Origin of the sequence: Nonomuraea sp. SBT364, from assembly GCF_001083785.1 — a bacterium.
GTDB lineage: Bacteria > Actinomycetota > Actinomycetes > Streptosporangiales > Streptosporangiaceae > Nonomuraea.
This window is the reverse complement of the sequence record NZ_LAVL01000049.1, coordinates 25,245-47,086: the sequence shown is the minus strand read 5'-3', so window position 1 is coordinate 47,086 and position 21,842 is coordinate 25,245. Positions and strand designations below refer to the sequence as shown.

Genomic DNA, 21,842 nt, shown 5'->3' with positions numbered 1-21,842 from the left:
CTCTGTCCTGGGGGAGCGGGTTGACACCTACCAGGGCACCGGACCGTCGTCCTGCTGGTACGTCCCGGTCGGGCCGTCGGCGTCCAGCGTGGCCAGCCGCACCGCGATGGCCGCGCCCTGCTCGGCGGTCCGGTGGCCGGAGTGCCCGTTGAGGTCGGTGGCGCAGTAGCCCGGGTTGGCCGCGTTGACCTTGATCGGGGTGTCCCACAGCTCTTTGGCGTAGGCGGCGGTGACCATGTTGAGCGCGGACTTGGAGGAGTTGTAGGCCATGAAGTTGTGCGGCCAGAACGGTGAATCGGGATCGAGCGCCAGGTGCAGGGAGCCGAGCTCGCTCGACATGTTCACGATGCGGGCCGAGGGCGCCCGGCGCAGCAGCGGCAGCATCGCGTTCGTCACCGTCACCACACCGAACACGTTCACCTCGTAGGTCTGGCGCATGATGTCGGCCGTCGTGGCGCTGGGCCGGGGGTCCTCCTGCCAGATGGTCATGCCGGCGTTGTTGACCAGGATGTCGAGCGCGCCGTACTCCTCCCCGATCCACTTGGCGGCGGCCTGCACGCTGCTCTCGTCCGTCACGTCCAGACGCACGTACGGCTGGCCGAGCTCGGCGGCGGCGGCCCGGCCGCGCTCCTCGTCGCGCGCCCCCACGACGGCGGTGACGCCGCGTGCGGCGAGCAGCCGCGCGATCTCGAACCCGATTCCCTTGTTGGCGCCCGTGATGAGGGCGGTCGTCGTCATGGCCACCACCTTCGCGGAGAACGGCGGCGCGCAGGAGAGCCCTTCACAGCCTGGGATCGCCGATACCACCCTGAACCGGCGCGATGTCCGCCAGACTGAGACCATGCTTCCCACGGACGAGACGCCCTTCACGTTGCGCCGGGCGACCGGCTCTCTGGCCGAGGGGGCCGCCAAACTGGCCGGCGAGATCGGCGCCACCTCGGTGGAAGCGGTGATCGCCGCCGCCAACCGGCAGGCGGTGCGCCGGGGCGCCGGCGCGGCGCTCGGCGCGATGAGCCCCCGCCCCGCCGAGTGGTACGCCTTCGACGCCGGCGACCAGGACACCGTGGACTGGTACCCGCAGGGCCTGACCTGCGCCGAGGACTCCGGCTCGATCGGCGTGCCGATGTTCGTGGCGACCTGGTACTACAAGCCGGAGGCGGGGGAGCGGGGCATCAGGGCCACGTTCTTCAGCCCGCGGACGCTGAAGTACCGGCACGCGCTGCTCGTCGAGGCCAAGCCCGACGGCTCCTTCGCGCCGATCGACATCCACGCGGGCGGCGTGGCCTGCCACGGCGACCTGCTGTACGTGGCCGACACCTTCCGGGGGCTGCGCGTCTTCGACCTCGGCCACGTGCTCGACCTGCGTACCGTCCAGAACGACGTGGGCGACGGCGACCGCGTGGGCCGGCACGGCGGCCGGTTGCACGCCTTCGGCTACCGGTACGTGATCCCGCAGACGGACTTCTGGCGGGTCGCGGAGAGGCGCGCGATCTTCTCCTTCGCCGGCGTCGACCGGGTCACCGGCACGCTGATCTCCGGCGAGTACGACGGCGACGGCCCCGGCGGCCGCGTCGCCCGCTGGAACCTGCCGCTGGACGGCGTGCCGAGGGACGCCTACGTCCTGGGGCACGAGAAGATCCAGGGCGCGCTCTCGCAGGGCGACACCTGGTACCTCAGCCAGTCGCGCGGCAGCGCCGGCAACGGCAAGCTGCTCGTTCACAGCGGAGGCGAGCTCACCACCAGGCCCTACCCGGTCGGCCCCGAGGACCTGACCGTCCAGGACGGCAGGCTGTGGAGCCTCACCGAGTTCCGTGGCAAGCGCGTCATCTTCGGCGTCGACCTCTGAGACGCCGGAGCTGCCTTCCGAGGTGGCGGGTCATTCTTGAAGGGCCGGGTCATTCTTTGAGGTGGCGGTCGAGGAGCTCCCGGTAGCGGCGGTCGAAGTCGTCGTAGCGGGCGCGCAGGCCGGCGCCCGGCCACCCGGGCGGCAGCAGCTCCGGCGGGAGCAGCGGGTCGGCGAGCAGGTGGCGCAGCACCGCCGCCGACACCAGGAACCCCTCGGCCAGCCCGTCCGCCGGCCGAGCGCCCCGTCGAGCGCCCGTTCGAGCCGGTGGGCCTCGGCGGTCCACCCCTCCAGGTCCCACAGCAGCCCGGTCGGGTCGCCGTGCGGGCGGCCGTCGATCAGCGTGCACTGCGCGGCCACGCTCTCCGGCCACGCCCGCAGCAGGTTGGCCGGCCGCATCCAGGTGCCCTCACGCAGCTCGGCCAGCCGCAGTGCGGTCATCGTGTGCCGGAACGCCGCCCGGTCCGCCGGCGCGCGCCGCTCGGCGGTCACCACGGCGATCTCCCACGTGCCGTCCCACGGCCGGGTGTGCGGGGCGCGGCTCTCGTCCTGCCTGGCCTGCCGCTCGACCAGCCGCTCCGACAGCGTGTAGAGGCCGCCGGCCTGGGTCAGGTCGCCCGCGCCGACCATCCGCGACAGCGCCACCCGCACCGTGCCCTCGGCGATGCCGAACAGCGCGCCGATGCGCACCAGCCGGCGCGCGGGCAGGCTCGGCGGATGGCTGCCCAGCAACGCGCTCAGCACCGCCGACCGGGCACTCAGACCATTACGCTCTTCCATCGCGTGTCGAGTATATGTAACACTCCGGAGTATGGGCCGCTATCTCACCGAACCGTTCGACGGCAGCGACCGTTACGCCACCGAGCGCTACCAGGGCGCGGCCAGGCGCAACTGGTGGCGCTGCGACCCGGCGCTGCGCCTGCTCATGCGGCGCCACCTGGGCGACGGCTACGCCTGGGCCGAGCCGCACCTCGACCGGCTCGGCGCGCTCATGGGCGGGCTGATCGCCGAGTGCGCCGAGGAGACCGACCGCAACCCGCCACGCCTGGAGAAATACGACAAATGGGGGCGTGACATCAGCGAGGTCGTCATGCCGCCCTCGTTCCACACCGCCCGGCAGGCCCTCATGGCCGACAACTTCACCTCCCCGGCCTTCGCCGAGCAGGCCCGCGCCAACGGCGCCGACCCTGCCGCCCTCGCCGCCGCCTGGACGTACCTGCTCGACCAGGCCGACATCGGCATGGGCTGCGCGCTCGGCACCGGCGGCGACATGGTCGTCTCGCTCGCCGAACGCCACGCACCCGACGACGTCAAGGAGCGGGTCCGGCAGATCTTCGCCGACGGCTACTACTCGGGCGAGGCCGCCCAGATGTTCACCGAGCGCACCGGCGGCTCCGACCTGGCCGCCCTTGAGGCCGCCGCCGTCCCCGACGGCGACGCGTGGCTGCTGACGGGCCTGAAGTGGTTCGCCTCCAACGCCAACGGCTCGGCGTTCGTGGTGCTGGCCCGCCACGAGGGCTCCGTCGCGCCGTTCCTGGTGCTGTGGGAGCGCCGCGACGGCAGCCGCAACGGCGTACGCATCCGCCGGCTCAAGGACAAGCTCGGCACCCGCTCCGTCGCCTCGGCCGAGGTCGAGTTCACCGGCGCGGAGGCGTTCCTGCTCGCCGGGCCGGGCTCCGGCTCCGGACTCGGCACCATGATGAAGCTCACCAACGCCTCCCGCCTCGGCGTCGCCATGATGGGCGCCGGCGTCGCCAGGCGCGCCCTCGTCGAAGCGCTCTGCTACACCGGCGCCCGCGAGGCCTTCGGCCGCCCCCTCAGCGAGCAGCCGCTCATGCGCCGCAAGCTCGCCGAGCTCATCGTCGAGGCCGAGGCCGCCCAGGCGCTCGTCTTCGACGGCCACCTCGGGCCCCGCCTGCGCCTCGCCCCCGCGCTGATCAAGCTCCGCGCCGCCCGCCTGGGCGTCACCGCCGCCGTCGACGCCGTCGAGGCGCACGGCGGCAACGGCTACATCGAGCAGTGGCCGGTGGCCCGGCTGCTGCGCGACGCCCAGGTCAACCCCATCTGGGAGGGCGGCGACAACATCCTCTGCCTGGACGTGCGCCGGGCCATGCTCCGCGAGAACGCCCACGAGCCGTTCCTCGACCGCCTCGCGGCCGCCCTGGAATCGGCCCCCTCGGGCGACTGGTCCCTGGTACAAGGCCGCGTCGAGGACCTGCGCAAGGCGATCACCGCCTGGTCCACGCTCGACCCGGCGGTGGCCGAGGCCCGGCTGTACCCGCTGGCCCAGTTCATGGCCGACGTGTACGCCGCCGCGCTGCTGGTGGAGCAGGCGGGGTGGGAGGAGCGTGCGGGGCACGGGTCACGCAAGGCGCTGGTCGCCCGCCTCTACGCCGACGCCCACCTGGCCGACCACGGACCGCTCCGCGGCCTGGACCGCCCGGCCGAGGACCTGGACCACTTCGACGCCCTCGTCAGCGGAGCCCTCACCCTCTGACAGAGATGATGGAGGTGAGCACCTCCCGTCAGTCCTGACCCACCCTCTGCCTGACCTCGGGTCTTCAACGGGATCTGTCCCGCCGCTGCGGTCACCGGGGCGGCGGAGGCAGCGGAATCACCGGTCACCGGGGGCGGCGGCCCGGCTTGCCGCGCCCGGCCTTGCCCCCGCCGGTTTTGCCTCCGCCGGTTTTGCCCTGACCGGTTTTGCCCCCGCCGGCCTTGCCGCGGGCGGTCGGGGTCGCCGAGCGTCCGGAGCTGCCCTGCGCGGGCTTCCGAGCCTGACGCTGCGCGGGCTTACCACCCTGCTTCTCCCCCTGCTTCGCCCCCGCCTTACCTCCTGGCGCCTTCACCGGTTCCTTGTCCGGCTGCTCCGCCGGCGAGGCGGAAGTACGGCCACGCGAGCTGTTCGCCGTCCGCCCGCGGACGATGCCGATGAAATCCTCCACCAGGTCCGTCGTGGCGTCGGTGAGCCAGGCCAGCCCCACCTGCGACTGCGGCGCGTCCGTGACGGGCCGGTACGTGAGATCCCTCCGATGATGCAGACGCGCGAGCGACTGCGGCACCAGCAGCACCCCCGCCCCGGCGGCCACCGACTGGACCGCGTCCCCCGTGGTGGCCGGACGCTCGAACGCGGGCACCCCCGGCCGCACCGCCCACTCCAGCGCGTCGTCCAGCGGATGGAACACCTCTTCACCGGCCAGATCGGCGACGCTCACCTCGTCGGCCGCCGTCACCGCGTGGTCCTTCGGCACCACGACCACCGTGGTCTCCACGTACAGCGGAATCACGCTGAGCCCGTCCCGGTCGACCGGCAGCCGCACGAACCCGGCGTCGGCGCCCCCGCCGCGCAGCAGCTCCACCACCTCGGCCGAGGGCGCCGCCACCAGCGTGAGCGGCACGCCGGGCAGCCTCTCGGCCCAGACACCGACCCATTTCGCGGGCGTCACCCCGGGTGCGTACGCCAGCCGGAACGTCTCCTCATGAGTCACCCCCACAGGGTACCGATGTCAAAGGAACCGGCCGGACCTGACTACCCTTGACCCCATGACCTCGCTCAAACCCAAGACGACCCAGACGATGAAGCCCGCGACCGCGGCCAAGAAGCTGGGCATCCTCCTCTCGGCCACGCCCGCCGAGTTCCAGGAGGGCGTCGTCTCCAGGAGCGAGCTGAACGCGCTGCAGACGTCGCCACCCGCCTGGCTCGCCGACCTGCGCCGCAACGGTCCCCACCCCAAGCAGGTCGTCGCCGCCAAGCTGGGCGTGTCCGTCTCCGGCCTGATCAGAGGCGGGATCACCGACCCACTCACCACGGCCGAGATCGACGCCCTGAAGGCGGAAAACCCGGCGTGGCTCGAGCACGAACGCTCCGTCCAGGCCGACGTCCGCAAGGAAGCCCAACGCCTCAAGGAGCGCTGAGCCCGGCCGCAGCGATCACGACGCCGGCAGCTCCGCCGGTGCTGCGGAGGGGTCCCGCCACGCGTCTTTCGGCGGGTATCCAAGGGCACCTCGCCTCCAGAGCCTGCTCCAGCGCCGTGGCCGTATTCGTGGATCGCCCATGTCTCGGAACAGGCCCCTGATCGTTTCCGCCAGGAGACTTCCGCGCAGCCCGGTCCCGCTCCGGGGCTATAGGCTGACGGGATGCGTTCGGCAGCCGAGTTGCGGCGCCGCCGGCTGGAATCCGTCCCCCTGGTGATGACGCGGGCCGGCATGTACACCACGCACGGCCAGGAGATGGCGACCGTAGGCCGGACCCCGCTGGAGAACCTCTGCTTCCTCGACGAACGCGACGACGACTTCGCCGCTACCGGCCGGATGCTTGGCGTACCGGGGCCGTTCACCTCGATGTTCGGCCCCGGCGGCAGGTGCGTGGAGGAGGCGCGCAGCTGGTCCGGGACGCGGGATGTGCGCCGCGACGACGTCGAAGCAGCCTTCGGAACACCCGGCTTGGTCGTCGGCGAACGGGTTCTCTGCTACGTCTCCGTGGCGGGGGAGTGGGCGTTCTTCGACCGCTGGGACGAACCCGTCATGCGCTATGTGCCGGGAAAGGGCAGCTACGACCCCGTCCCCGGAGACGGGCAGCTCGTCCGGTCCGTGCGCATTACTGCACAGGATTTCGAGAGCGGCTTGGTCCGGGCGACCGATGAGGGGGAGCGAGGCTACCTGGACCGACCGGGTGCGAGGGCTGGTGCTGGGGCTCGCGCTGGGCGACAGCGTCGGCCGTGGAACCGTCCCGCCGTCCGGTCCTCTCCGGGCCGGAGTGAGCACGCAACTGGCCGCCTTCACGATCGAGGGGATCATTCGCGCCTTGGTCCGCGGGGAGCACAGGGGCATCTGCCATCCGCCGTCGGTGGTCTGGCACGCCTACTGCCGATGGGCCGCTCTGCAGGGCATCGAGGTCCACGAACAGCACCGGCACTGGGCGAACGGCTCGGCGCGGTGGCCGGACGGATGGCTCGCCGACGTGTCCGAGTTCCGGGAGCGGCGCGGTTCGGCACCCGCCACCGTCCTGGCGCTGAACCGGCCCGAGCAGGGCAGCACCCGCCGGCCGACCACCCACAGCCGCGGTTGTCATGCCCTCACCCGCTCCCTCCCTCTGGCCGCACTGTCCAAGAATGTTCCCCCGGACGGGGTCGCCGATCTCGCTCAGGACGTGGCCGCGCTGACTCACGGAGACCCGCAGGCGTACCGGGCGACGGCCGCGGCGGCGCTCCTAACGGGGCGGTGCCTGGCCACGAATGCCCTCGGCGATGCGGTGGAGAGCGTGCCTGAGCTGCCTCGGACGCGCGAGCCGGCGGGAATTCTGGGTGAGGCGCGCACGGTATGCGCCAAGGCCCGCGAGGAGCCCCGGTCGAAGGCCCGGCTGGCAGAGGTCGCGCCCGACGCCACCGCGCCGTCGGCGCTGCTCGGCGGCCTGTACGTCGCCGCCGTCAGCGGGGCGCTGCTCGGGGCGCTGTACGGCGTCGGCGCGTGGCCGGTCCGGCTCCTCGGCAGGCTGGAATCGGTGTGGGTCATGGACACACTCGCACGAGACCTGGCGTCGCAGCTGACCGAGAGCCCCTCCGGCAGCGCGTACGAGCCGGCGAAGGATCCCTCCTGGCTGACCCGCTACCCAGGATGGTGAAGCAGCCGAACCAGGTGGGCGGTCTCGACGAAATCGGGTGGGCGGCGGACGAGACGTACAGGCGACTGGGACCGGGACACCCGCGCGCCCGGCCGGACCATCCGACCGTGGACGAGGGCGTCTCCTCCCACGCCAACCGCTTCAAGGGCAGGAGCGTCGTCGTGGAACGGGCGATCAGCCGGCTGAAGACCTTCCGCGCAGTGGCGACCCGGTACGACAAGCGCGCCTGCACGTTCCTGGGCACCGTCCCCCTGGCGGCCCTGATCATTTGGCTTCGCACTTGATCCAAGAAGTAGCCCATAGTGGACATACCATCGGTATACCGGTCATCACTAGCGTGCCGCGTAGCCACCTTGCAGTGAGGGGAATACGCCATGCGCAAGATCTGGACCCGCATCGGTATGGTCATCGCCACGGCGGCCCTGACCGTGCCCGCCACGGCGAACGCATCCGCCGCCGCGGCTTCCTACACCGTCTGGCACTGGAACGTGGCCGGCAACACCCTGAACGGCGGTTCCACCACCAGCGGCATGGTCCAGGCGGCCGTGGGCTCGATCGTCGCCAGGGGCGCGAACCTCGCCTCCTTCAACGAGCTGTGCGTGAACCAGTACCAGGCACTGATCACCGGCCTCCGCAACGCCGGCTGGCCGGCCGACGACGGCAACTTCGCCCGGTTCGCCGTCACGTACTCCGCCAGGTCGGGAGGGCCGTGCGGGGGCCGGGACTTCGGGAACGCCATCTTCAGCAAGCAGCCCCTGGGCGCCGCCGAGCGGATCACCCTTCCCGACGACGGCAAGACCGAGCAGCGGAAGATGCTGTGCGCTCCCTTGCAGGCACGTCCCCGCCTGCGGTTCTGCACCACGCACACCACGTACGTCGACGCCTACCGCGCCTCCCAGCTCAACGCCGTACTCAAGGAGCTCGAGGACTACCACGCCGACGGCGACACCGTGGTCATCGCCGGTGACTTCAACGTCCACCCCGACTCCGCGCGGCTGAACGGCTACTACTCCGCCGGCGTGAGCACAGCCAACAACGGCGGCAACACCGGCCGCTACCACGAACTGGACGACGCGGATCCGAGCAAGTGCCCCGGCTACGGTGAGCTCACCGTCAGCGTGCCGGACGCCAAGGGGCCGTGCGGCACCGGGACGAAGCTCGACATGATCTTCGCCCGGGAGAACAAGATCGTGGGTTCCTACTCCGGCGACTCGCTCGCGCCGTCCACCTCGTGCGCGGGCAACGCCGGCGACCTGTGCTCCGACCACCGCGTCGTGGTCGGAACCGCCACGCTGTCGTAGGGGACGTGGAAGCGCGGCGGACCGCCCGGCGGTCACGGTCGCCGATAGCCGTCCCGGACGACCGCCGCCATTTGCTGTGTGAACTGGGGTGTCACGGTGCCGTAGCGCTGGGCGCGGATCAGGCTTACCTGTGACGTAATTGGCACGCCTACGTCCACGCACAAGACTGATCGTCATCGCCGAAGTGAAGGAGTGACGGGATGTTCTTCGAGACCAGTGACGGGACGCGCCTCGCCTACGAGGACTACGGCCAGGGTGACCCCATCGTTTTCGTCGCCAGCTCCATGCTCTGCTCGGACATGTGGGAGTACCAGGTCCCCTGCTTCGTGGAGCGCGGATACCGCTGCGTCAGCCTCGACCGGCGGGGACACGGCCGATCCGACCGCCCGTCCACCGGCTATGACCTGGACACCGCCGCCGACGACCTGGCCGTCCTGATCGAGCGTCTGGACCTGCGCGACGTCACCTTGGTCGGGCACTCCATGGGGGGCGCCGAGATCGCCCGCTACCTGGCCAGGCACGGCGAGTCCCGGGTCAGGCGGGTGGCGCTCCTGTCGGCCATGCTGCCCTTCGTGCGGCAGACGGACGACAATCCCGAAGGGGTCCCGTCCTTTCTCCTCGACGCGTCGCTGGCCGCGCTCGACGCCGACCGGCCCCATTGGCTGGCCCGGCAGGCGCAGGCGTTCTTCGCCACCCATCTCGGCAACGAGGTGTCCGTCGCCCAATCCGATCATGTGATGCAGCAGTGCCTGGCAACGTCCGCCTGGGCGGTCCGCCAGTGCCAGCAGGCCGTGGTGGACTTCGACCACCGGGCCACCCTGCCGGAGATCACCGTGCCCACGCTGGTCGTGCACGGTGCGGCCGACTTCTCCGCCCCGGTCGAGGTCACCGGCCGCAGGACGGCGCAGCTGATTCCCGGCGCCACCTACCTGGAGTATCCGACGGCCGGGCACGGCCTGTTCGTCAGCCACCGCGACCAGCTCAACGCCGACCTGCTCGCCTTCCTCAAGCAGGACTGAGGCGAGTACGCGTCATCTGCGGACCTGCATTCGGCAAGACACGTCGTCGGTACGGAGGCCCCGGCCGTGCAGATTTACGCTTTCCGCATGGCATTTCCTATCCCAGAAATCAAGGTCGGGCTCGCCGAATTCGGTGGCGAGCGCGACGCCTGGTGCTCGAACTGTGGGAAGCGTGCGGCACTGTACTACGTTGATTCGCCGACCGGGAGCACCACGTACGTCTGCGCGGCTCATGCCGGACCCGAGGTGGAGGCAGCGCTCTTGCGATCTGCCGACGAACGATCTTGATCGCGTTTCTGGAAGTTTGTGCCGAATCCACGGATGCTCGACGGAGTCGAGCTTGTATGCCCGTCTCGCGCCGCCCGGGGGCGCACCCGCGCGTGAGCCGAACCCGACCGGATCACCGGCGTTCTCCGCCGAAGGCCGTTCCCTCCGGGACCGCCTGCCGGTAGCGGTCGGCCAGGGCGCGAATCGCCGCGACGAGCTCGGGCGGCTCGGTGACCTTGAAGTCGGCGTCGAGCATGCCGAGGTAGCAGGCCAGCATCTGCGGTGTGTCCGAGCCGACCTCGGCCACACAGGCGTCATCGCCCAAGGGCTCCACCCGAATGCCGGACGGGAGCCGGGCGCGCACGTGCTCGGCCGGTGCGCGTACCGTCACCCGCGCCCGGAACTGCCAGGTCGCGGTGGCCAGCCCGGTGGCGACGTGGCCGACGAGGTCACCGCCGGGGTCCTCGCGGGGGGTGAACCGTGGGCCGTTCGGTGTCCGCAAACGCAGCCGGTCTATCCGGAAGGTGCGCCAGCCGGACTTCGCGACGTCCCATCCGACCAGGTACCAGCGGCCTCGGCTGTGCGCGAGCCGATGCGGCTCGACCTCGCGGTGACTGGCCGACCCGTCATGGCCGGCATAGTCGAACCGGAGCCGCTCGCGGCCGCGCGAGGCCGCCGCGATCGCGATGAGCGTATCGGCGTCCACGCGGGGGCCCGCGTGCGGAAGGGGGACGAGGTAGGCGCGCAAGCCGTTGACACGACGGCGAATCCGTGAGGGCAGCATCTGTTCCAGCTTGGTCAGGGCGCGCAGCGCTGCCTCCTCGATGCCGGTGATCGCGCCCTGTGTGGCGCCCACCCGCAGCCCGACCGCGACGGCAACCGCTTCATCGTCATCGAGCAGCAGCGGCGGCAACTCCGCACCCGCCCCGAGCCGGTAACCGCCCGTGACGCCCCTGATCCCATGCACCGGATAGCCGAGGCCGCGCAGGCGTTCCACATCGTTGCGCACGGTGCGCGCGCTGACGCCGAGACGCTCGGCCAGCTCCGGTCCGGTCCAGTCCCGCCGCGTCTGCAACAAGGAGAGCAGCCGCAGCAGTCGTTGTGCTGTGTCCGACATGCTGCAAGTCTGCCCGGATACAGGAAGGGACGGTTCCTGTATCACGCCTAGATTTCCGCCATGGACAACAAGACAGACATCCGCCCGTTCCGCGTCGACATCCCGCAGTCCGAGCTGGACGACTTGCGCGAGCGCCTCACGCGCGCCCGCTGGCCCGAGCAGATTCGCGGAACCGGGTGGGAGCGCGGCGTTCCTGTGGACTACCTCAAGGAACTGGCGGCCTACTGGGCGGACGGCTTCGACTGGCGCGCGCAGGAGAAGGCGCTGAACGAGCACCCGCAGTTCGTGACCACGATCGACGGCCAGGACATCCACTTCCTGCACGTCCGCTCACCCGAGCCGGATGCGCTGCCGCTGATCCTCTGCCACGGCTGGCCGGGCTCATTCGTGGACTTTCTTGACATGATCGGGCCGCTGACCGATCCCCGCGCGCACGGCGGTGACCCGGCGGACGCGTTCCACGTGGTCATCCCGTCGCTGCCCGGCTTCGGGTTCTCCAACCCGGTGCGGGAACCGGGCTGGGGCAACCTGTTCCGGGTGGCCGCCGCATTCGGGGAACTGATGAGCCGGCTCGGCTACCGGCGATTCGCCGTGCAAGGCAGCGACGTCGGCGGTGGTGTGACCATGCTGCTGCCCATGGCCGCCCCCGGCCGCGTGGCCGCCACCCACGTCAGCGGCCCATCGCCGTACCCGTTCGGCCCGCCCATCGAGACGGACGGCCTGTCCGACGCGGACCGGGCGCGCGCCGAGCGGTTCAACACCGCCCGCCAGGACGGCCTCGGCTATCTGCACCTGCAGTCCACCCGCCCGCAGACCCTGGCCTACTCGCTGAACGACTCGCCGATCGGACAGCTGGCGTGGATCGCGGAGAAGTTCAAGGAATGGACCGATCCCGCCGCCGAACTGCCCGAGGACGCCGTGGACCGCGACCAGTTGCTCACCAATGTGAGCCTGTACTGGTTCACCGGCTCCGGCGCGTCCTCGGCCGGCACCATCTACGAGGGCATGCGCGCCTACCGCGAGATGGCCTCCAGCCAGTCCGGCGACGATCAGACCGGGTGGCCGTCCGCGCCGGCGCCGCCGCAGGGGATCGCGGTGTTCGCGGCGGACATGACGATCCGCGCCCTCGCCGACCCGGCGGACACCGTCGACCACTGGTCGGAGTTCGACCGGGGTGGCCACTTCCCCGCGATGGAAACGCCCGGCCTGCTCGTCAGCGACCTGCGTACGTTCTTCCGCGTCGCGCGCTGATCCTGGTACGGGCGGGGCGGCCGCCCCGCTTTGGGCCGGGGCGTCGATCTCACTGTTCCGGGGCATTCGCGCGGTCCGAACCAACGCTGCCGCGTGCGGCCGGACGGGTCGCTCTGCCCCGGATCGGCACGCCGCCTTGGACAGAGGCGTCCCGCATGACGAACGCTCACATCCGCCGACGGGTTCTGTCGTGACGCTCTCACCAGGGCTCTTGCCATGCGGCTGAGACGGCCGGGAAGAACAAGACTGTTGTCCGAGGATTCTTTCGTGCACGGTTGTCGGCGTCTCCACCACATGCCGACAGGAGTTCCCCATGTCCGAAACCGTGCCGCTGCACCTCGCGGGCAACAACGCGCCCGTCGCCGAGGAGGTGACCCTGGAGCCGTCCAAGGTCGTGGGCCAGATCCCGGCCGAGCTGAGCGGGCAGTTCTTCCGCAACGGGCCCAACCCGCGCACCGGCTGGTCGCCACACTCGTTCGCGGGCGACGGCATGATCCACACCATCGCGCTCGACGGCGGCAGGGCGCGCTGGTACCGCAACCGGTACGTGCGCACGCCGCTGTACGAGCACCCCGGCGAGTCCCGCTTCGCCCTCGCCTTCGACCAGGAGACGGGCCGGATCGACTACCGGGTCACCACGGCCAACACCCACCTGATCGCGCACGCGGGCCGGCTGTTCGCCCTGGAGGAGGGCGGCTTCCCGTACGAGGTGACGCCGGACCTCGCCACGATCGGGGCGCACACCTTCGACGGCGCCCTTCGGACCCCGATGACCGCGCACCCGAAGACCTGCCCGATCACCGGTGAGCTGCTGTTCTTCGGCTACCGGCTGCGCCCGCCGTACCTGACCTGCTACCGCGCCTCGTCCGCCGGTGAGGTGGTGCAGACGCGGGTCGTGGACGTGCCGCGCGCGACGATGATGCACGACTTCGCCATCACGCGGAACCATGTGGTCTTCATGGACCTGCCGGTGGTCTTCGACGCCGCCCAGGCCGCGGCGGGCGGGCCGCCCTGGCGCTGGGACGACGCCCACCGCGCCCGGTTCGGCGTGCTGGCGCGTACGGCCGGGGACGACGCGCCCGTACGCTGGTTCGACGTCGCCCCGTGCTACGTCTGGCACACCATGAACGCCTTCGAGGACCCGGAGGCCGACACGATCACCGTCACCGGCACCCGCGTACCCACACTGTGGCGCGAGGGCGCCGACGACGTGGCGGGCGGGCTCCCGGTCGTGTACCGCTGGACGCTGCACCTGCGGTCGGGCGCCGTCGCCGAGGAGCCGCTCGACGACGCGCCCAGCGAATACCCCCGGGTGGCCGACTCGATGCTCGGGCTCGCCCATCGGTACGGCTACACGACGAGCTTCTCCCTGGACGCCGAGCCCGAGCGGTCGCAGATCTACGCCTATGACCTCACCCGCGGCGGCGTACGGTCGGCGCACCGCCTCCCGCCCGGCCACACCTGCGGCGAGGCCGTCTTCGTGCCGCGGGCCGGGACCGGTGAGAACGACGGCTACCTGATGACGTTCGCCCACGACCGCGGCGCCGGCACGAGCTACCTGGCCATCCTGGACGCCGCCGACCTGGCCGCACCCCCGCTCGCCGAGGTGCACCTCCCGGTACGCATCCCCGCGGGCTTCCACGGCAACTGGATCCCGGCCTGACCAACGCGTTCCCCGACGCCGCACACGTTCGGCCAGGCCGCCGCCGTCCTGGCACGTCCTGGTGTCGCGAGGCCGATCCTGACGACCTGCGGAGAACTCGCGCGGTCCGCGCGCTTCTCGACGGTTGAAGCGCCTGGCCTGACTCCGCGTCCCGCCGTAGCGTGAGGCGTGGCGAGGGATCCAGGGAGGCAGCCATGACCGTACGAGTCGAGCGCGACGGCCCCGTCACCACCGTCGTGCTCAGCAGGCCCGAGGTGCGCAACGCCGTCGACGGCAAGACCGCCGCCGCGCTCACCGACGCGTTCCGGGAGTTCGACGCGTCCGACGCCGCCGTGGCCGTGCTGTGGGGCGAGGGCGGCACGTTCTGCGCGGGCGCCGACCTCAAGGCGCTGGACAACCACGTCGGCGAGGACGGCGACGGGCCGATGGGGCCGACGCGGCTGCGGCTGTCCAAGCCGGTGATCGCCGCCGTCACCGGGCACGCCGTCGCCGGCGGGCTGGAGCTGGCGCTCTGGTGCGACCTGCGGGTGGCGGAGGAGGACGCCGTGTTCGGCGTGTTCTGCCGCCGCTGGGGCGTGCCGCTCATCGACGGCGGCACCGTACGGCTGCCGCGCCTCATCGGGCAGAGCCGGGCGATGGACCTGATCCTCACCGGCCGTCCCGTCACGGCGCGGGAGGCGTACGAGATGGGGCTGGCCAACCGGGTGGTGCCGGGCGGTACGGCACGGCGGCACGCCGAGGAACTCGCCCGGGAGATCGCCCGGTTCCCGCAGGATTGCCTGCGCGGCGACCGGCTGTCAGTGCTGGAGCAGCGCGGCCTGCCCGAGGCGGAGGCGATGCGCAACGAGCTGCGGCACGGGCTCGTCTCGCTGCCGGGCGCGGTGGGCGGCGCGGCCAGGTTCAGGGCTGGGGCGGGGCGGCACGGAGACTTCGGCCACTTCTGACCTCAGCCGAACAGGTCGTCGAGGGTCTGGACGGTGGCCGCCCTGGTGAGCCAGCCTTCCAGCCGGTCGAGGTCCGTGCAGGTGGTGATCCGGGTGCGGACGTCGTCGGGGAGGTCGAAGCCCCGGGCGGTCAGGACGAGCATGACCGACCTCACGGCCTCCTCGGCCTTCCCTTCCTCCCTGCCCTCTTTCTTGCCGCGGCCGAAGTGCTCGCGGGCGAAGGGACTGTTGACGGGCCAGGTGGTGGACGTCATGATCTCCTCCATGAGACGGCGGATGTCGGGCGCGGACATGCTGTAAGCGTATTCATGGTACTGCGGAGCGTGATCGTCACTTCTTCCTGCCGTCCTGAAACGGGGGTGCGGGGGCCGGACGTTCTGCGCGTTGAGCCGGTTCGTAACGCCACGGGCTCGGCGGGGGACGGGGACGACCCCGGAGGGTGGTGACGCGGGGGAATGTCGGGCCGTGCGCGTATCGTGACCTGCATGCCCGACATCGAGGTCGCCGGCCGCGAGGTACGCGTGACGAGCCCCGACAAGGTGGTGTTCCCGCAGGCCGGGGTCACCAAGCTCGACCTGATCCGCTTCTACGAGCAGGTCGGCGAGGCGGCGCTGCGCGGCGTCCACGGCCGGCCGATGGTGCTCAAACGGTTCGTCAAAGGCATCGAGGAGGAGCCGTTCTTCCAGAAGCGCGCCCCGGCCAAGCGGCCCGCCTGGATCGAGGTGGCCGAGCTGCGCTACCGCTCGGGGCTCAGCGCCGAGGAGGTCGTCTGCACCGACCTGGCGCAGCTCCTGTGGGTGGTCAACCTGGGCTGCATCGACCTCAACCCGCACCCCGTCCGCGCCGACGACCTGGCCAACCCCGACGAGCTGCGCATCGACCTCGACCCGGTGCCGGGCGTCGGCTGGGCCGACGTGCTGGCCACCGCCCAGGTCGCCCGCGAGGTGCTGGCCGACCACGGCCTGACCGCCTGGCCCAAGACGTCCGGCTCGCGCGGCTTCCACGTCTACGCCCGGATCGACCGGCGCTGGCCGTTCGCCCAGGTGCGCAAGGCGGCCGAGACCGTCGCCCGCGAGGTCGAGCGTCGTGCTCCCGGGCTGGCCACCAGCCGGTGGTGGAAGGAGGAGCGGCACGGCGTGTTCGTGGACTTCAACCAGAACGCCTACGACCGCACCGTCGCCTCCGCCTACTCGGTGCGCGCGGTCCCCGACGCCCGCGTGTCCACCCCGCTGACCTGGGACGAGGTGCCCGGCTGCGAGCCGGCCGACTACACGATCGCGACCGTGCCCCGGCGGCTGGCCGAGGTGGGAGACCCGTGGGCCGACATGGACCTGCATCCCGGGTCGCTCGACGGCCTGCTGGAGCTGGCCGAGGAGCTGGGGCCGGCGCCCAAGCCGCCCAAGGGCAGCGGGCGCAGGCAGCAGACCCGGCCCGTCATCGAGATCGCCAAGGCGCAGCACAAGGACGAGGCGCTGGCCGGGCTGGAGCGCTGGAAGGCCCGCCATCCGGACGTGGCCGCCTGCCTGGAGCCCGCCGACGTGCTCGTCGACGGGATGCGGGGGCGCAGCAGCGTGTGGTACCGGATCCGGGTCAACCTGCAGAACGTCCCGGAGGAGCGGCGCCCGCCGCAGGAGCCGCTGGAGTCCGACTACGACCCGTGGAGCTAGCCGGGCGGGCCCCGGGAGCTGGGGCGCCCGCCCTCATTCGTCCGCCGTGGTGACCTGCGACGCCTGGTGGGCGGCCTCGCGCAGGCCGCTCCCGCGCACCCGGCGCAGCACCTCCCGCCACGGCTCGGCCCACCCCGACCGCGGGCCGCATTCCGCCGCCAGCGCCGTAGCCAGCAGCGCCCCCACCTCCGCCGCCACTCCCGCCGCGTCCGCCGTATCGGCGTCCGCCACTCCCGCCTGGGGTGTGAGGGTGGTCAGCCATTGGGCGTGGGGGAGGATGCGGTCGGCGGGGACTTCGTCCGTCGACCGCGCCAGGGCGTGGGCCGTCGTGACGGCGGCCAGGATGCCCGGGACCGTCCGCGTCAGCCGGGCCAGGACCGCCCGCGGGGCGTCCCAGTCGACGGTGGCGGCCAGGAGCTCGGCCGCGAGGTCGGCGGGCAGCTCGCCGGCCACCCCGGCGACGACCGCGGCCGCCGGTTCCGGGTCGGCGTGGTGCGCCGCGCTCAGGTCCGACGCGATGGCGGCGAGCCGCTGGGCGGCCGGCCGGTCACGGTCGGCGCCGGCGTCCGGCCCGGCGGGCGCGGCGGCCAGCGCGCGCACGGCCGAGCGCAGCTCCTCGGCCCCGTACCCGGAGCACGCCGCGCTCACCAGCCCGCGCGCGGCGGCCCGCCAGTCCGCGGTCTCGCCGAGCTCGCGGACGATCCCGGCCAGCCGTTTCACGGCCCCCGGCGCGTAGGCGGCCCAGCGGGGCAGCGTCTCGACGGCGGTCAGCCGGGTCTCCAGGTCGCGCGCGTGCGTGGCCTCCGCGATCAGCGTTCCGTACGCGGCCCGCCACCGCTCGGGCACCGCCAGCGGATGGGTGCCGAGCACCGGGGCCGCCAGGTCGCCCGCCCCGGCGACGGCCTCCCGGAGCAGCTGCCACGCGTCGGGTTCGGCGAGCAGGCCGAGCGCCGCCGAGACGATCGCCACCCGGACGTCCTTGTGCTGGCCCTCGGCGTCCCACAGGCTCCGCAGCACCCGGAACGCGCCGGGCGCGCGGTGCCGGGCGAGCAGCCGGGCCGCCTCCTTGCGCGCGGTGATCTTGCCGTCGGCCAGCACCGGCGCCAGCGCCGCCGGCAGCTCGGCCGGCGGGACGAACCGCGCCGCCCGCGCCGCCGCGTACACCGCCACGTGCGCGTCGTCGCCGCCCGCGTGCGCGAGCAGGCCGGCCAGCACGTCCTGCGGCCGCGCCGTCCACGGCAGCGCGGTCAGCGCCGCCCGCCGCAGCAGCGCCTCCTCCGACTTCAGGTGCCGCTCCAGCCGCCCGGCCTCGATCGCGGGCACCTCGCCCATCGTCCGCACGGCCTGCGCGCGCTCGTTCGTGGGCAGCCGGGTGTCGCGCGCGACCTGCTCCAGCAGCTTCACGTACGCGGCCCGCTGCCGGGCCGTCCACCGCAGCACGGCCCGGCGGGGGACGTGAGGCACCCGCCGCACGTCGCTCCTGGCGAAGCGGCCCGCCGGGGCGCGCCGGCCCAGCACCGCCTCCAGCAGGTCCGTACGGTGCCACACCACCGCGGCGAACACGCTGCCGACCGTCACCGTCGACGGATCGGCCGCCAGCAGCCCGGCCACCCGCTCGCCGCGCGTGCGCGGCGGCTCCAGCCAGAGGTCGATCGCCTCGATCGCGGCGAGTTCGCTGACGGCGGTGAGCGCGCGTTCCAGGGCCCGTTGCAGCTCGGGCAGGCCGTGACCGCGCCGCCCGAGCGCGTTGGCGAGCAGGAAGGCCAGCTCGTGCCGGTCGCGGCGGCTGCCGGCCTCCAGGTAGGGCGCCAGCCTGCGGACCAGCACGACCTCCTGGCCGCGCCGGAGCACGCGCGACAGGTGGCTCAGCGAGGCGGTCCCCACATAGCCGGTCAGCCGCTCGAAGGCGCGCAGGCCGTACTCCAGCAGGGCCCGGTCGTCCCGCGTCGCGCCCTGTTCGAAGACCCGGGTGGCCAGGCGGGCCAGGCCGAGCCGGGTGTGGTAGGAGCAGTCGCGGGCGGCGAGCGCGTCCTCGACGAGCCGGTCCAGCCAGGGCACGTGATCGGCCAGGAACAGCCGCGGCGGGATGCCCGCGAGCGCCTCGATCGCGCTCTGGCGCACCGGGTCCTGCTCGTTGCGCAGCCGTGCCAGCGCGTCCAGCATGCGGGTGACGACGCCGGGGTCGCGGCTGCGCCCGGCGCAGGCGATCAGGTGCCCGTAGCCCACGGCCCGGTCGGCGCCTTCCGATCGCCGGGTCGCGGCACGCAGGACCGGTTCGGCGTCGTCGTACGGGAGGAAGGCGGTGATCTCCAGGGTGCGCCGGGGGTCCTCGGCGACGGCCCGCAGCCCGAGCGTCCGCCGCGCCTCCGTGACGCGGCGGCGCAGCGGCAGCACGTTCAGCAGGTGGACCGAGTGGAGGGCCTGGGAGAGGTCCACGCCCGCCGTCGCCGCGCCGAACACGGCGTCCCTGCGGCCCGGAGGCACCGACAGCAGCAGGTTGACGATCGAGGGCTCGTGGTCGCGCACCGCCCGTCCGACCTCGCCGAGCCTGCCGTCGGGGAAGGCGGCCAGGCGCTGCCGGACGGCGGCGTGCCGCAGCAGCCCGATGAGCTGCGCCTGCCGTCCGGGGACCAGGTAGAGGCCGAGCGCGCGCTCCGGGTCGGCCTTCAGGAGCAGCCCGGCGCACCGCCAGTCGCGCGGCGTCCAGTAGCGCTCCAGCAGCGCGATCACCCGTTCGGGGGCGTGCTGCGCGGCGACCTCGACGCCGGGGGCGAGCGCGGACCACCACGCCGCGCGCAGCTGGCGGGGCAGCCCGGCGAGCACCGACTCGGCGTGGCCGAGCACGACGAGCGGATGCCGCTTGGCCAGCGTTCGCCAGTTGGGCACGGCGTGCTCCAGGTCGGGCAGCCGGGCGGCGGCCAGCTCGCCGGGGCAGGCCGCCAGCAGGCCCGCCGCCTCGCGGTCGCCCCACCGTTCCCTTACCTCGTCGATCAGCCGCCCGGCCAGCTCGCTCCTGCCGCCGCGCCTGATCGCCCGGTAGACCATCGCCCGCTGGGCGGCGGGGCCGGTGCGGACGATCTGCAGGAGGGCGTCGTCCGGCGCGCCGAGCCTGGCCGCCGAGATGATCGCGAACCGGTTGACGTCGGGGTCGGGGTCGGCCATCGCGCGTGTGAGGTGCGGGATGTCGCGGGCCATCGCCGCCAGCCGCACGGCGAGGAACCGCTCGTACTGCCCCTGTCCGGCCAGTCCGTCCAGCAGGGCGCGCAGCTCGGGCCGCCCGGCGAGACGCCGCGCGTGCTCGGCCAGGCGACGGCACCGCTGCCCGTGCGCGAGTGATTCGACGTCCTTGACCAATGCATGAGGCCGCATAACCGCCTCATTATGGTGGGTTACCGGATCAACCGCGCGTCGGTCGCTGGTATCCCTCGTCGCCGCCGTAGACGTGCCGGTCGGGGTCGCGTTCGGGCTGGTTCGCCGGGCTGGTGGGGGAGGCCGTGTGCTCCTCGGCGAAGTCCTCCGACGGCATCGGCGGCGGGTTGAGGTAGTCGTGCCAGGTGATGCGGCCCGTCGGCGTCGCGTCCGTGGTCAGCGCGCCCGCCCGCTGCGCCGCGGCGACCTTGCCCGGATAGCGCAGCGGCGGGCACAGGCGCCGCAGCCGGCGGGCGGTCAGCCAGGTCGCGACCAGCTCGGGCGTCGCCAGCACCTGCGGCCCGCCGTACTCGATCACGGTGCGCCGCGGACCGCCGGCGAGCAGGCCGGTCAGCCGGCCGGCGACCTCGCTCGTGTCGACCGGCTGCCACGGCAGCGTGCGGTCCACCGGCAGCACCGGCGAGCCGGCCAGCCCGCGCAGCACCCGGTCGAGGCGCTGGTGCAGGTGGGTGGTGCGCAGGACGGTGAAGGCCACGCCGCTCTCCCTGACCAGCCGCTCGGCCTCGGACCTGCGGCGCAGCGGCCCCGCCCGGCCGGCCCCGACGGCCGACACGTGCAGCAGGTGCGCCACGCCCGCCTCCCGGGCGGCCGCGACGAGCGCGCGCGTGCCGGTGGCGTCGACGGTCAGCGCGCCGGGTGCGGTGCCCGGCCTGGAGAGCAGGTCGCCCGCCGTGGCGCGGTCGAGCGCGGCCAGGTGGGCGACCGCGTCACAGCCGGCCACGGCCTCCCGTACGCCGTAGCCCGTGGCCAGGTCGCCGCGCACCCAGGTGACGTCGCGCCGGGCTTGGTCCTCCCGGCTCAGCGCCCGGATCTCGTGGCCGGCCCTGAGAAGGGCGGGCACCGCGGCCCGGCCGAGCGTGCCGGTCGCGCCCGTCAGCATGATGAGCATGACACGCCCCTACCCACCAGGCCCCGGACATGCCGCTCAGTCGTCCGCCGGCAGCGGAGCCGCCGCGCGGGCGATGCCCGCCGCCGCCGCGCGCAGCGGCTCCACCAGCCGCGGCAGCTCCCGGGCCCGCCGGGACGCCAGCACGATCCCGAGCGCCGCGATGGCGCGCCCCTCCACCAGCACCGGCGCCGCCGCCGAGCACGACCCCACCGTCATCTCCTCGTAGGTGAGCGCGTGGCCCTGCGCCCGCACGGCGGCCAGCTCACGCGCCAGCCGCCCCGGCTCGGTGATCGTGTGCGCGGTGGGGCGTTCGAGCGTGCGCGCCAGATAGGCCTGCACGAACCAGTCGGGCTCGTACGCCAGCAGCGCCTTGCCCACCCCCGTCGGGTGCATCGGCAGCCGCCCGCCCGTCCGCGACACGATCGGCACCGCGCGCCTGCCGTACACCTTGTCCACGTACAGCACCTCCAGGCCGTCGCGGACGGCCAGGTGCACGTTCTCGCCGGTGCTCGCGAACAGCTCCTGCAGCCACGGGTGCGCGACCTCGCGCAGCGGCCCGGGCGCGAGCTGGCCCAGCTCCCACAGCCGCATCCCGATCCGCAGCCGCCCGCCGGGGGCGCGGCTGAGCGCCTGCCAGCGTTGCAGCTCGCCGACGAGCCGGTGCGCCGTCGCCAGGGCGACGCCGCTGCGCTCGCTCACCTGCGTGAGCGTGAGCTCCCGGTGCGCCGCGTCGAACGCGCCCAGGATGGCCAGCACCTTGGAGGTGACCGTACGGCCCGGCTCACGGGCGCCGCCTGACATGTGGCTATTCTTCCACTGGGCGGAAGCCGGT

Annotated in this window: 19 protein-coding genes; 11 read left to right on the top strand and 8 right to left on the bottom strand. The window is 73.0% G+C overall.

What is annotated here, in order from left to right; translation table 11 throughout:
• Positions 1-27: 27 nt before the first annotated feature.
• Positions 28-738, bottom strand: coding sequence for an SDR family oxidoreductase (locus ADY59_RS22630; protein WP_053175046.1), 711 nt, complete (start codon positions 736-738; stop codon positions 28-30).
• Positions 739-841: 103 nt separating this feature from the next.
• Here ADY59_RS22630 and ADY59_RS22625 point away from each other — a divergent pair, with 103 nt between their 5' ends.
• Positions 842-1,846 carry a hypothetical protein gene (locus ADY59_RS22625; RefSeq protein ID WP_156325659.1) on the top strand — a complete coding sequence of 335 codons (1,005 nt, stop codon included), beginning with the start codon at positions 842-844 and terminating at the stop codon, positions 1,844-1,846.
• 30 nt (positions 1,847-1,876) lie between these two features.
• Here ADY59_RS22625 and ADY59_RS22620 read toward each other — a convergent pair whose 3' ends face one another.
• Positions 1,877-2,623, bottom strand: a complete 747-nt coding sequence (locus ADY59_RS22620) for a PaaX domain-containing protein, C- domain protein (RefSeq protein WP_197093788.1) — start codon at positions 2,621-2,623, stop codon at positions 1,877-1,879.
• A gap of 31 nt (positions 2,624-2,654) precedes the next feature.
• Between ADY59_RS22620 and ADY59_RS22615 the strand changes: the two genes are divergently transcribed.
• The gene (locus ADY59_RS22615; RefSeq protein WP_049565222.1) at positions 2,655-4,340 is read left to right on the top strand and encodes an acyl-CoA dehydrogenase family protein; all 1,686 of its coding nucleotides are present in this window, start codon (positions 2,655-2,657) and stop codon (positions 4,338-4,340) included.
• A 124-nt stretch (positions 4,341-4,464) separates the two neighbouring features.
• Here the strand turns inward: ADY59_RS22615 and ADY59_RS22610 are convergent, their stop codons facing one another.
• Positions 4,465-5,331 (bottom strand): LysR family substrate-binding domain-containing protein, encoded by an 867-nt coding sequence (locus ADY59_RS22610; protein ID WP_231618837.1) that lies wholly within the window; start codon positions 5,329-5,331, stop codon positions 4,465-4,467.
• Between the two features lie 55 nt (positions 5,332-5,386).
• On the opposite strand from ADY59_RS22610, the gene ADY59_RS22605 reads away from it, so the two are divergent.
• The 5 genes from ADY59_RS22605 (at position 5,387) to ADY59_RS22585 (ending at position 9,783) form a co-directional block, all read left to right on the top strand.
• On the top strand, positions 5,387-5,758 hold the full coding sequence (locus ADY59_RS22605) for a DUF5997 family protein (RefSeq protein WP_049565218.1): 372 nt from the start codon (positions 5,387-5,389) through the stop codon (positions 5,756-5,758).
• A 724-nt stretch (positions 5,759-6,482) separates the two neighbouring features.
• Positions 6,483-7,463 carry an ADP-ribosylglycohydrolase family protein gene (locus ADY59_RS22600; protein ID WP_049565216.1) on the top strand — a complete coding sequence of 327 codons (981 nt, stop codon included), beginning with the start codon at positions 6,483-6,485 and terminating at the stop codon, positions 7,461-7,463.
• The gene (locus ADY59_RS48025; protein WP_082310316.1) at positions 7,457-7,747 is read left to right on the top strand and encodes a transposase; all 291 of its coding nucleotides are present in this window, start codon (positions 7,457-7,459) and stop codon (positions 7,745-7,747) included. Before ADY59_RS22600 ends, ADY59_RS48025 begins: the two co-directional genes overlap by 7 nt.
• Before the next feature lie 90 nt (positions 7,748-7,837).
• Positions 7,838-8,764 carry an endonuclease/exonuclease/phosphatase family protein gene (locus ADY59_RS22590; protein WP_063780739.1) on the top strand — a complete coding sequence of 309 codons (927 nt, stop codon included), beginning with the start codon at positions 7,838-7,840 and terminating at the stop codon, positions 8,762-8,764.
• Positions 8,765-8,964: 200 nt separating this feature from the next.
• Positions 8,965-9,783, top strand: a complete 819-nt coding sequence (locus tag ADY59_RS22585) for an alpha/beta fold hydrolase (RefSeq protein ID WP_049565214.1) — start codon at positions 8,965-8,967, stop codon at positions 9,781-9,783.
• A 400-nt stretch (positions 9,784-10,183) separates the two neighbouring features.
• Here ADY59_RS22585 and ADY59_RS22580 read toward each other — a convergent pair whose 3' ends face one another.
• Complete coding sequence (locus ADY59_RS22580) at positions 10,184-11,167, bottom strand: helix-turn-helix transcriptional regulator (RefSeq protein WP_049565212.1); 984 nt, start codon at positions 11,165-11,167, stop codon at positions 10,184-10,186.
• A 60-nt stretch (positions 11,168-11,227) separates the two neighbouring features.
• On the opposite strand from ADY59_RS22580, the gene ADY59_RS22575 reads away from it, so the two are divergent.
• The 3 genes from ADY59_RS22575 to ADY59_RS22565 all read left to right on the top strand — a co-directional run bounded on the left by ADY59_RS22575 (position 11,228) and on the right by ADY59_RS22565 (position 15,025).
• Complete coding sequence (locus ADY59_RS22575) at positions 11,228-12,418, top strand: epoxide hydrolase family protein (protein WP_049565210.1); 1,191 nt, start codon at positions 11,228-11,230, stop codon at positions 12,416-12,418.
• Positions 12,419-12,731: 313 nt separating this feature from the next.
• Positions 12,732-14,081: a carotenoid oxygenase family protein gene (locus ADY59_RS22570; protein WP_049565208.1), complete on the top strand. Its 1,350-nt coding sequence runs from the start codon at positions 12,732-12,734 to the stop codon at positions 14,079-14,081.
• A gap of 194 nt (positions 14,082-14,275) precedes the next feature.
• The gene (locus tag ADY59_RS22565) at positions 14,276-15,025 is read left to right on the top strand and encodes a crotonase/enoyl-CoA hydratase family protein (RefSeq protein ID WP_049565206.1); all 750 of its coding nucleotides are present in this window, start codon (positions 14,276-14,278) and stop codon (positions 15,023-15,025) included.
• Between the two features lie 2 nt (positions 15,026-15,027).
• Here ADY59_RS22565 and ADY59_RS22560 read toward each other — a convergent pair whose 3' ends face one another.
• The gene (locus ADY59_RS22560; RefSeq protein ID WP_053175043.1) at positions 15,028-15,318 is read right to left on the bottom strand and encodes a hypothetical protein; all 291 of its coding nucleotides are present in this window, start codon (positions 15,316-15,318) and stop codon (positions 15,028-15,030) included.
• A gap of 192 nt (positions 15,319-15,510) precedes the next feature.
• Between ADY59_RS22560 and ligD the strand changes: the two genes are divergently transcribed.
• A complete protein-coding gene (gene ligD, locus ADY59_RS22555; RefSeq protein ID WP_049565204.1) occupies positions 15,511-16,692 on the top strand; it encodes a non-homologous end-joining DNA ligase in 1,182 nt (393 codons plus the stop codon).
• A gap of 33 nt (positions 16,693-16,725) precedes the next feature.
• On the opposite strand, the gene ADY59_RS22550 is transcribed toward ligD, so the two are convergent.
• Genes ADY59_RS22550 through ADY59_RS22540 form a run of 3 tightly spaced genes read right to left on the bottom strand, consistent with a single transcriptional unit; the run spans position 16,726 to position 21,811 of the window.
• The gene (locus tag ADY59_RS22550; protein ID WP_156325658.1) at positions 16,726-20,061 is read right to left on the bottom strand and encodes a hypothetical protein; all 3,336 of its coding nucleotides are present in this window, start codon (positions 20,059-20,061) and stop codon (positions 16,726-16,728) included.
• Positions 20,062-20,089: 28 nt separating this feature from the next.
• Complete coding sequence (locus ADY59_RS22545) at positions 20,090-21,010, bottom strand: SDR family oxidoreductase (RefSeq protein WP_049565200.1); 921 nt, start codon at positions 21,008-21,010, stop codon at positions 20,090-20,092.
• A 36-nt stretch (positions 21,011-21,046) separates the two neighbouring features.
• On the bottom strand, positions 21,047-21,811 hold the full coding sequence (locus ADY59_RS22540; protein WP_049565198.1) for an IclR family transcriptional regulator: 765 nt from the start codon (positions 21,809-21,811) through the stop codon (positions 21,047-21,049).
• Positions 21,812-21,842: the final 31 nt, after the last annotated feature.

Bases quoted from the DNA above. Each gene is read 5' to 3' on its own strand.
- ADY59_RS22630 (WP_053175046.1), bottom strand. From the start codon at position 738: ATGACGACGACCGCCCTCATCACGGGCGCCAACAAGGGAATCGGGTTC.
- ADY59_RS22625 (WP_156325659.1), top strand. From the start codon at position 842: ATGCTTCCCACGGACGAGACGCCCTTCACGTTGCGCCGGGCGACCGGC.
- ADY59_RS22620 (WP_197093788.1), bottom strand. From the start codon at position 2,623: ATGGAAGAGCGTAATGGTCTGAGTGCCCGGTCGGCGGTGCTGAGCGCG.
- ADY59_RS22615 (WP_049565222.1), top strand. From the start codon at position 2,655: ATGGGCCGCTATCTCACCGAACCGTTCGACGGCAGCGACCGTTACGCC.
- ADY59_RS22605 (WP_049565218.1), top strand. From the start codon at position 5,387: ATGACCTCGCTCAAACCCAAGACGACCCAGACGATGAAGCCCGCGACC.
- ADY59_RS22600 (WP_049565216.1), top strand. From the start codon at position 6,483: ATGAGGGGGAGCGAGGCTACCTGGACCGACCGGGTGCGAGGGCTGGTG.
- ADY59_RS48025 (WP_082310316.1), top strand. From the start codon at position 7,457: ATGGTGAAGCAGCCGAACCAGGTGGGCGGTCTCGACGAAATCGGGTGG.
- ADY59_RS22590 (WP_063780739.1), top strand. From the start codon at position 7,838: ATGCGCAAGATCTGGACCCGCATCGGTATGGTCATCGCCACGGCGGCC.
- ADY59_RS22585 (WP_049565214.1), top strand. From the start codon at position 8,965: ATGTTCTTCGAGACCAGTGACGGGACGCGCCTCGCCTACGAGGACTAC.
- ADY59_RS22580 (WP_049565212.1), bottom strand. From the start codon at position 11,167: ATGTCGGACACAGCACAACGACTGCTGCGGCTGCTCTCCTTGTTGCAG.
- ADY59_RS22575 (WP_049565210.1), top strand. From the start codon at position 11,228: ATGGACAACAAGACAGACATCCGCCCGTTCCGCGTCGACATCCCGCAG.
- ADY59_RS22570 (WP_049565208.1), top strand. From the start codon at position 12,732: ATGTCCGAAACCGTGCCGCTGCACCTCGCGGGCAACAACGCGCCCGTC.
- ADY59_RS22565 (WP_049565206.1), top strand. From the start codon at position 14,276: ATGACCGTACGAGTCGAGCGCGACGGCCCCGTCACCACCGTCGTGCTC.
- ADY59_RS22560 (WP_053175043.1), bottom strand. From the start codon at position 15,318: ATGTCCGCGCCCGACATCCGCCGTCTCATGGAGGAGATCATGACGTCC.
- ligD (WP_049565204.1), top strand. From the start codon at position 15,511: ATGCCCGACATCGAGGTCGCCGGCCGCGAGGTACGCGTGACGAGCCCC.
- ADY59_RS22550 (WP_156325658.1), bottom strand. From the start codon at position 20,061: ATGCGGCCTCATGCATTGGTCAAGGACGTCGAATCACTCGCGCACGGG.
- ADY59_RS22545 (WP_049565200.1), bottom strand. From the start codon at position 21,010: ATGCTCATCATGCTGACGGGCGCGACCGGCACGCTCGGCCGGGCCGCG.
- ADY59_RS22540 (WP_049565198.1), bottom strand. From the start codon at position 21,811: ATGTCAGGCGGCGCCCGTGAGCCGGGCCGTACGGTCACCTCCAAGGTG.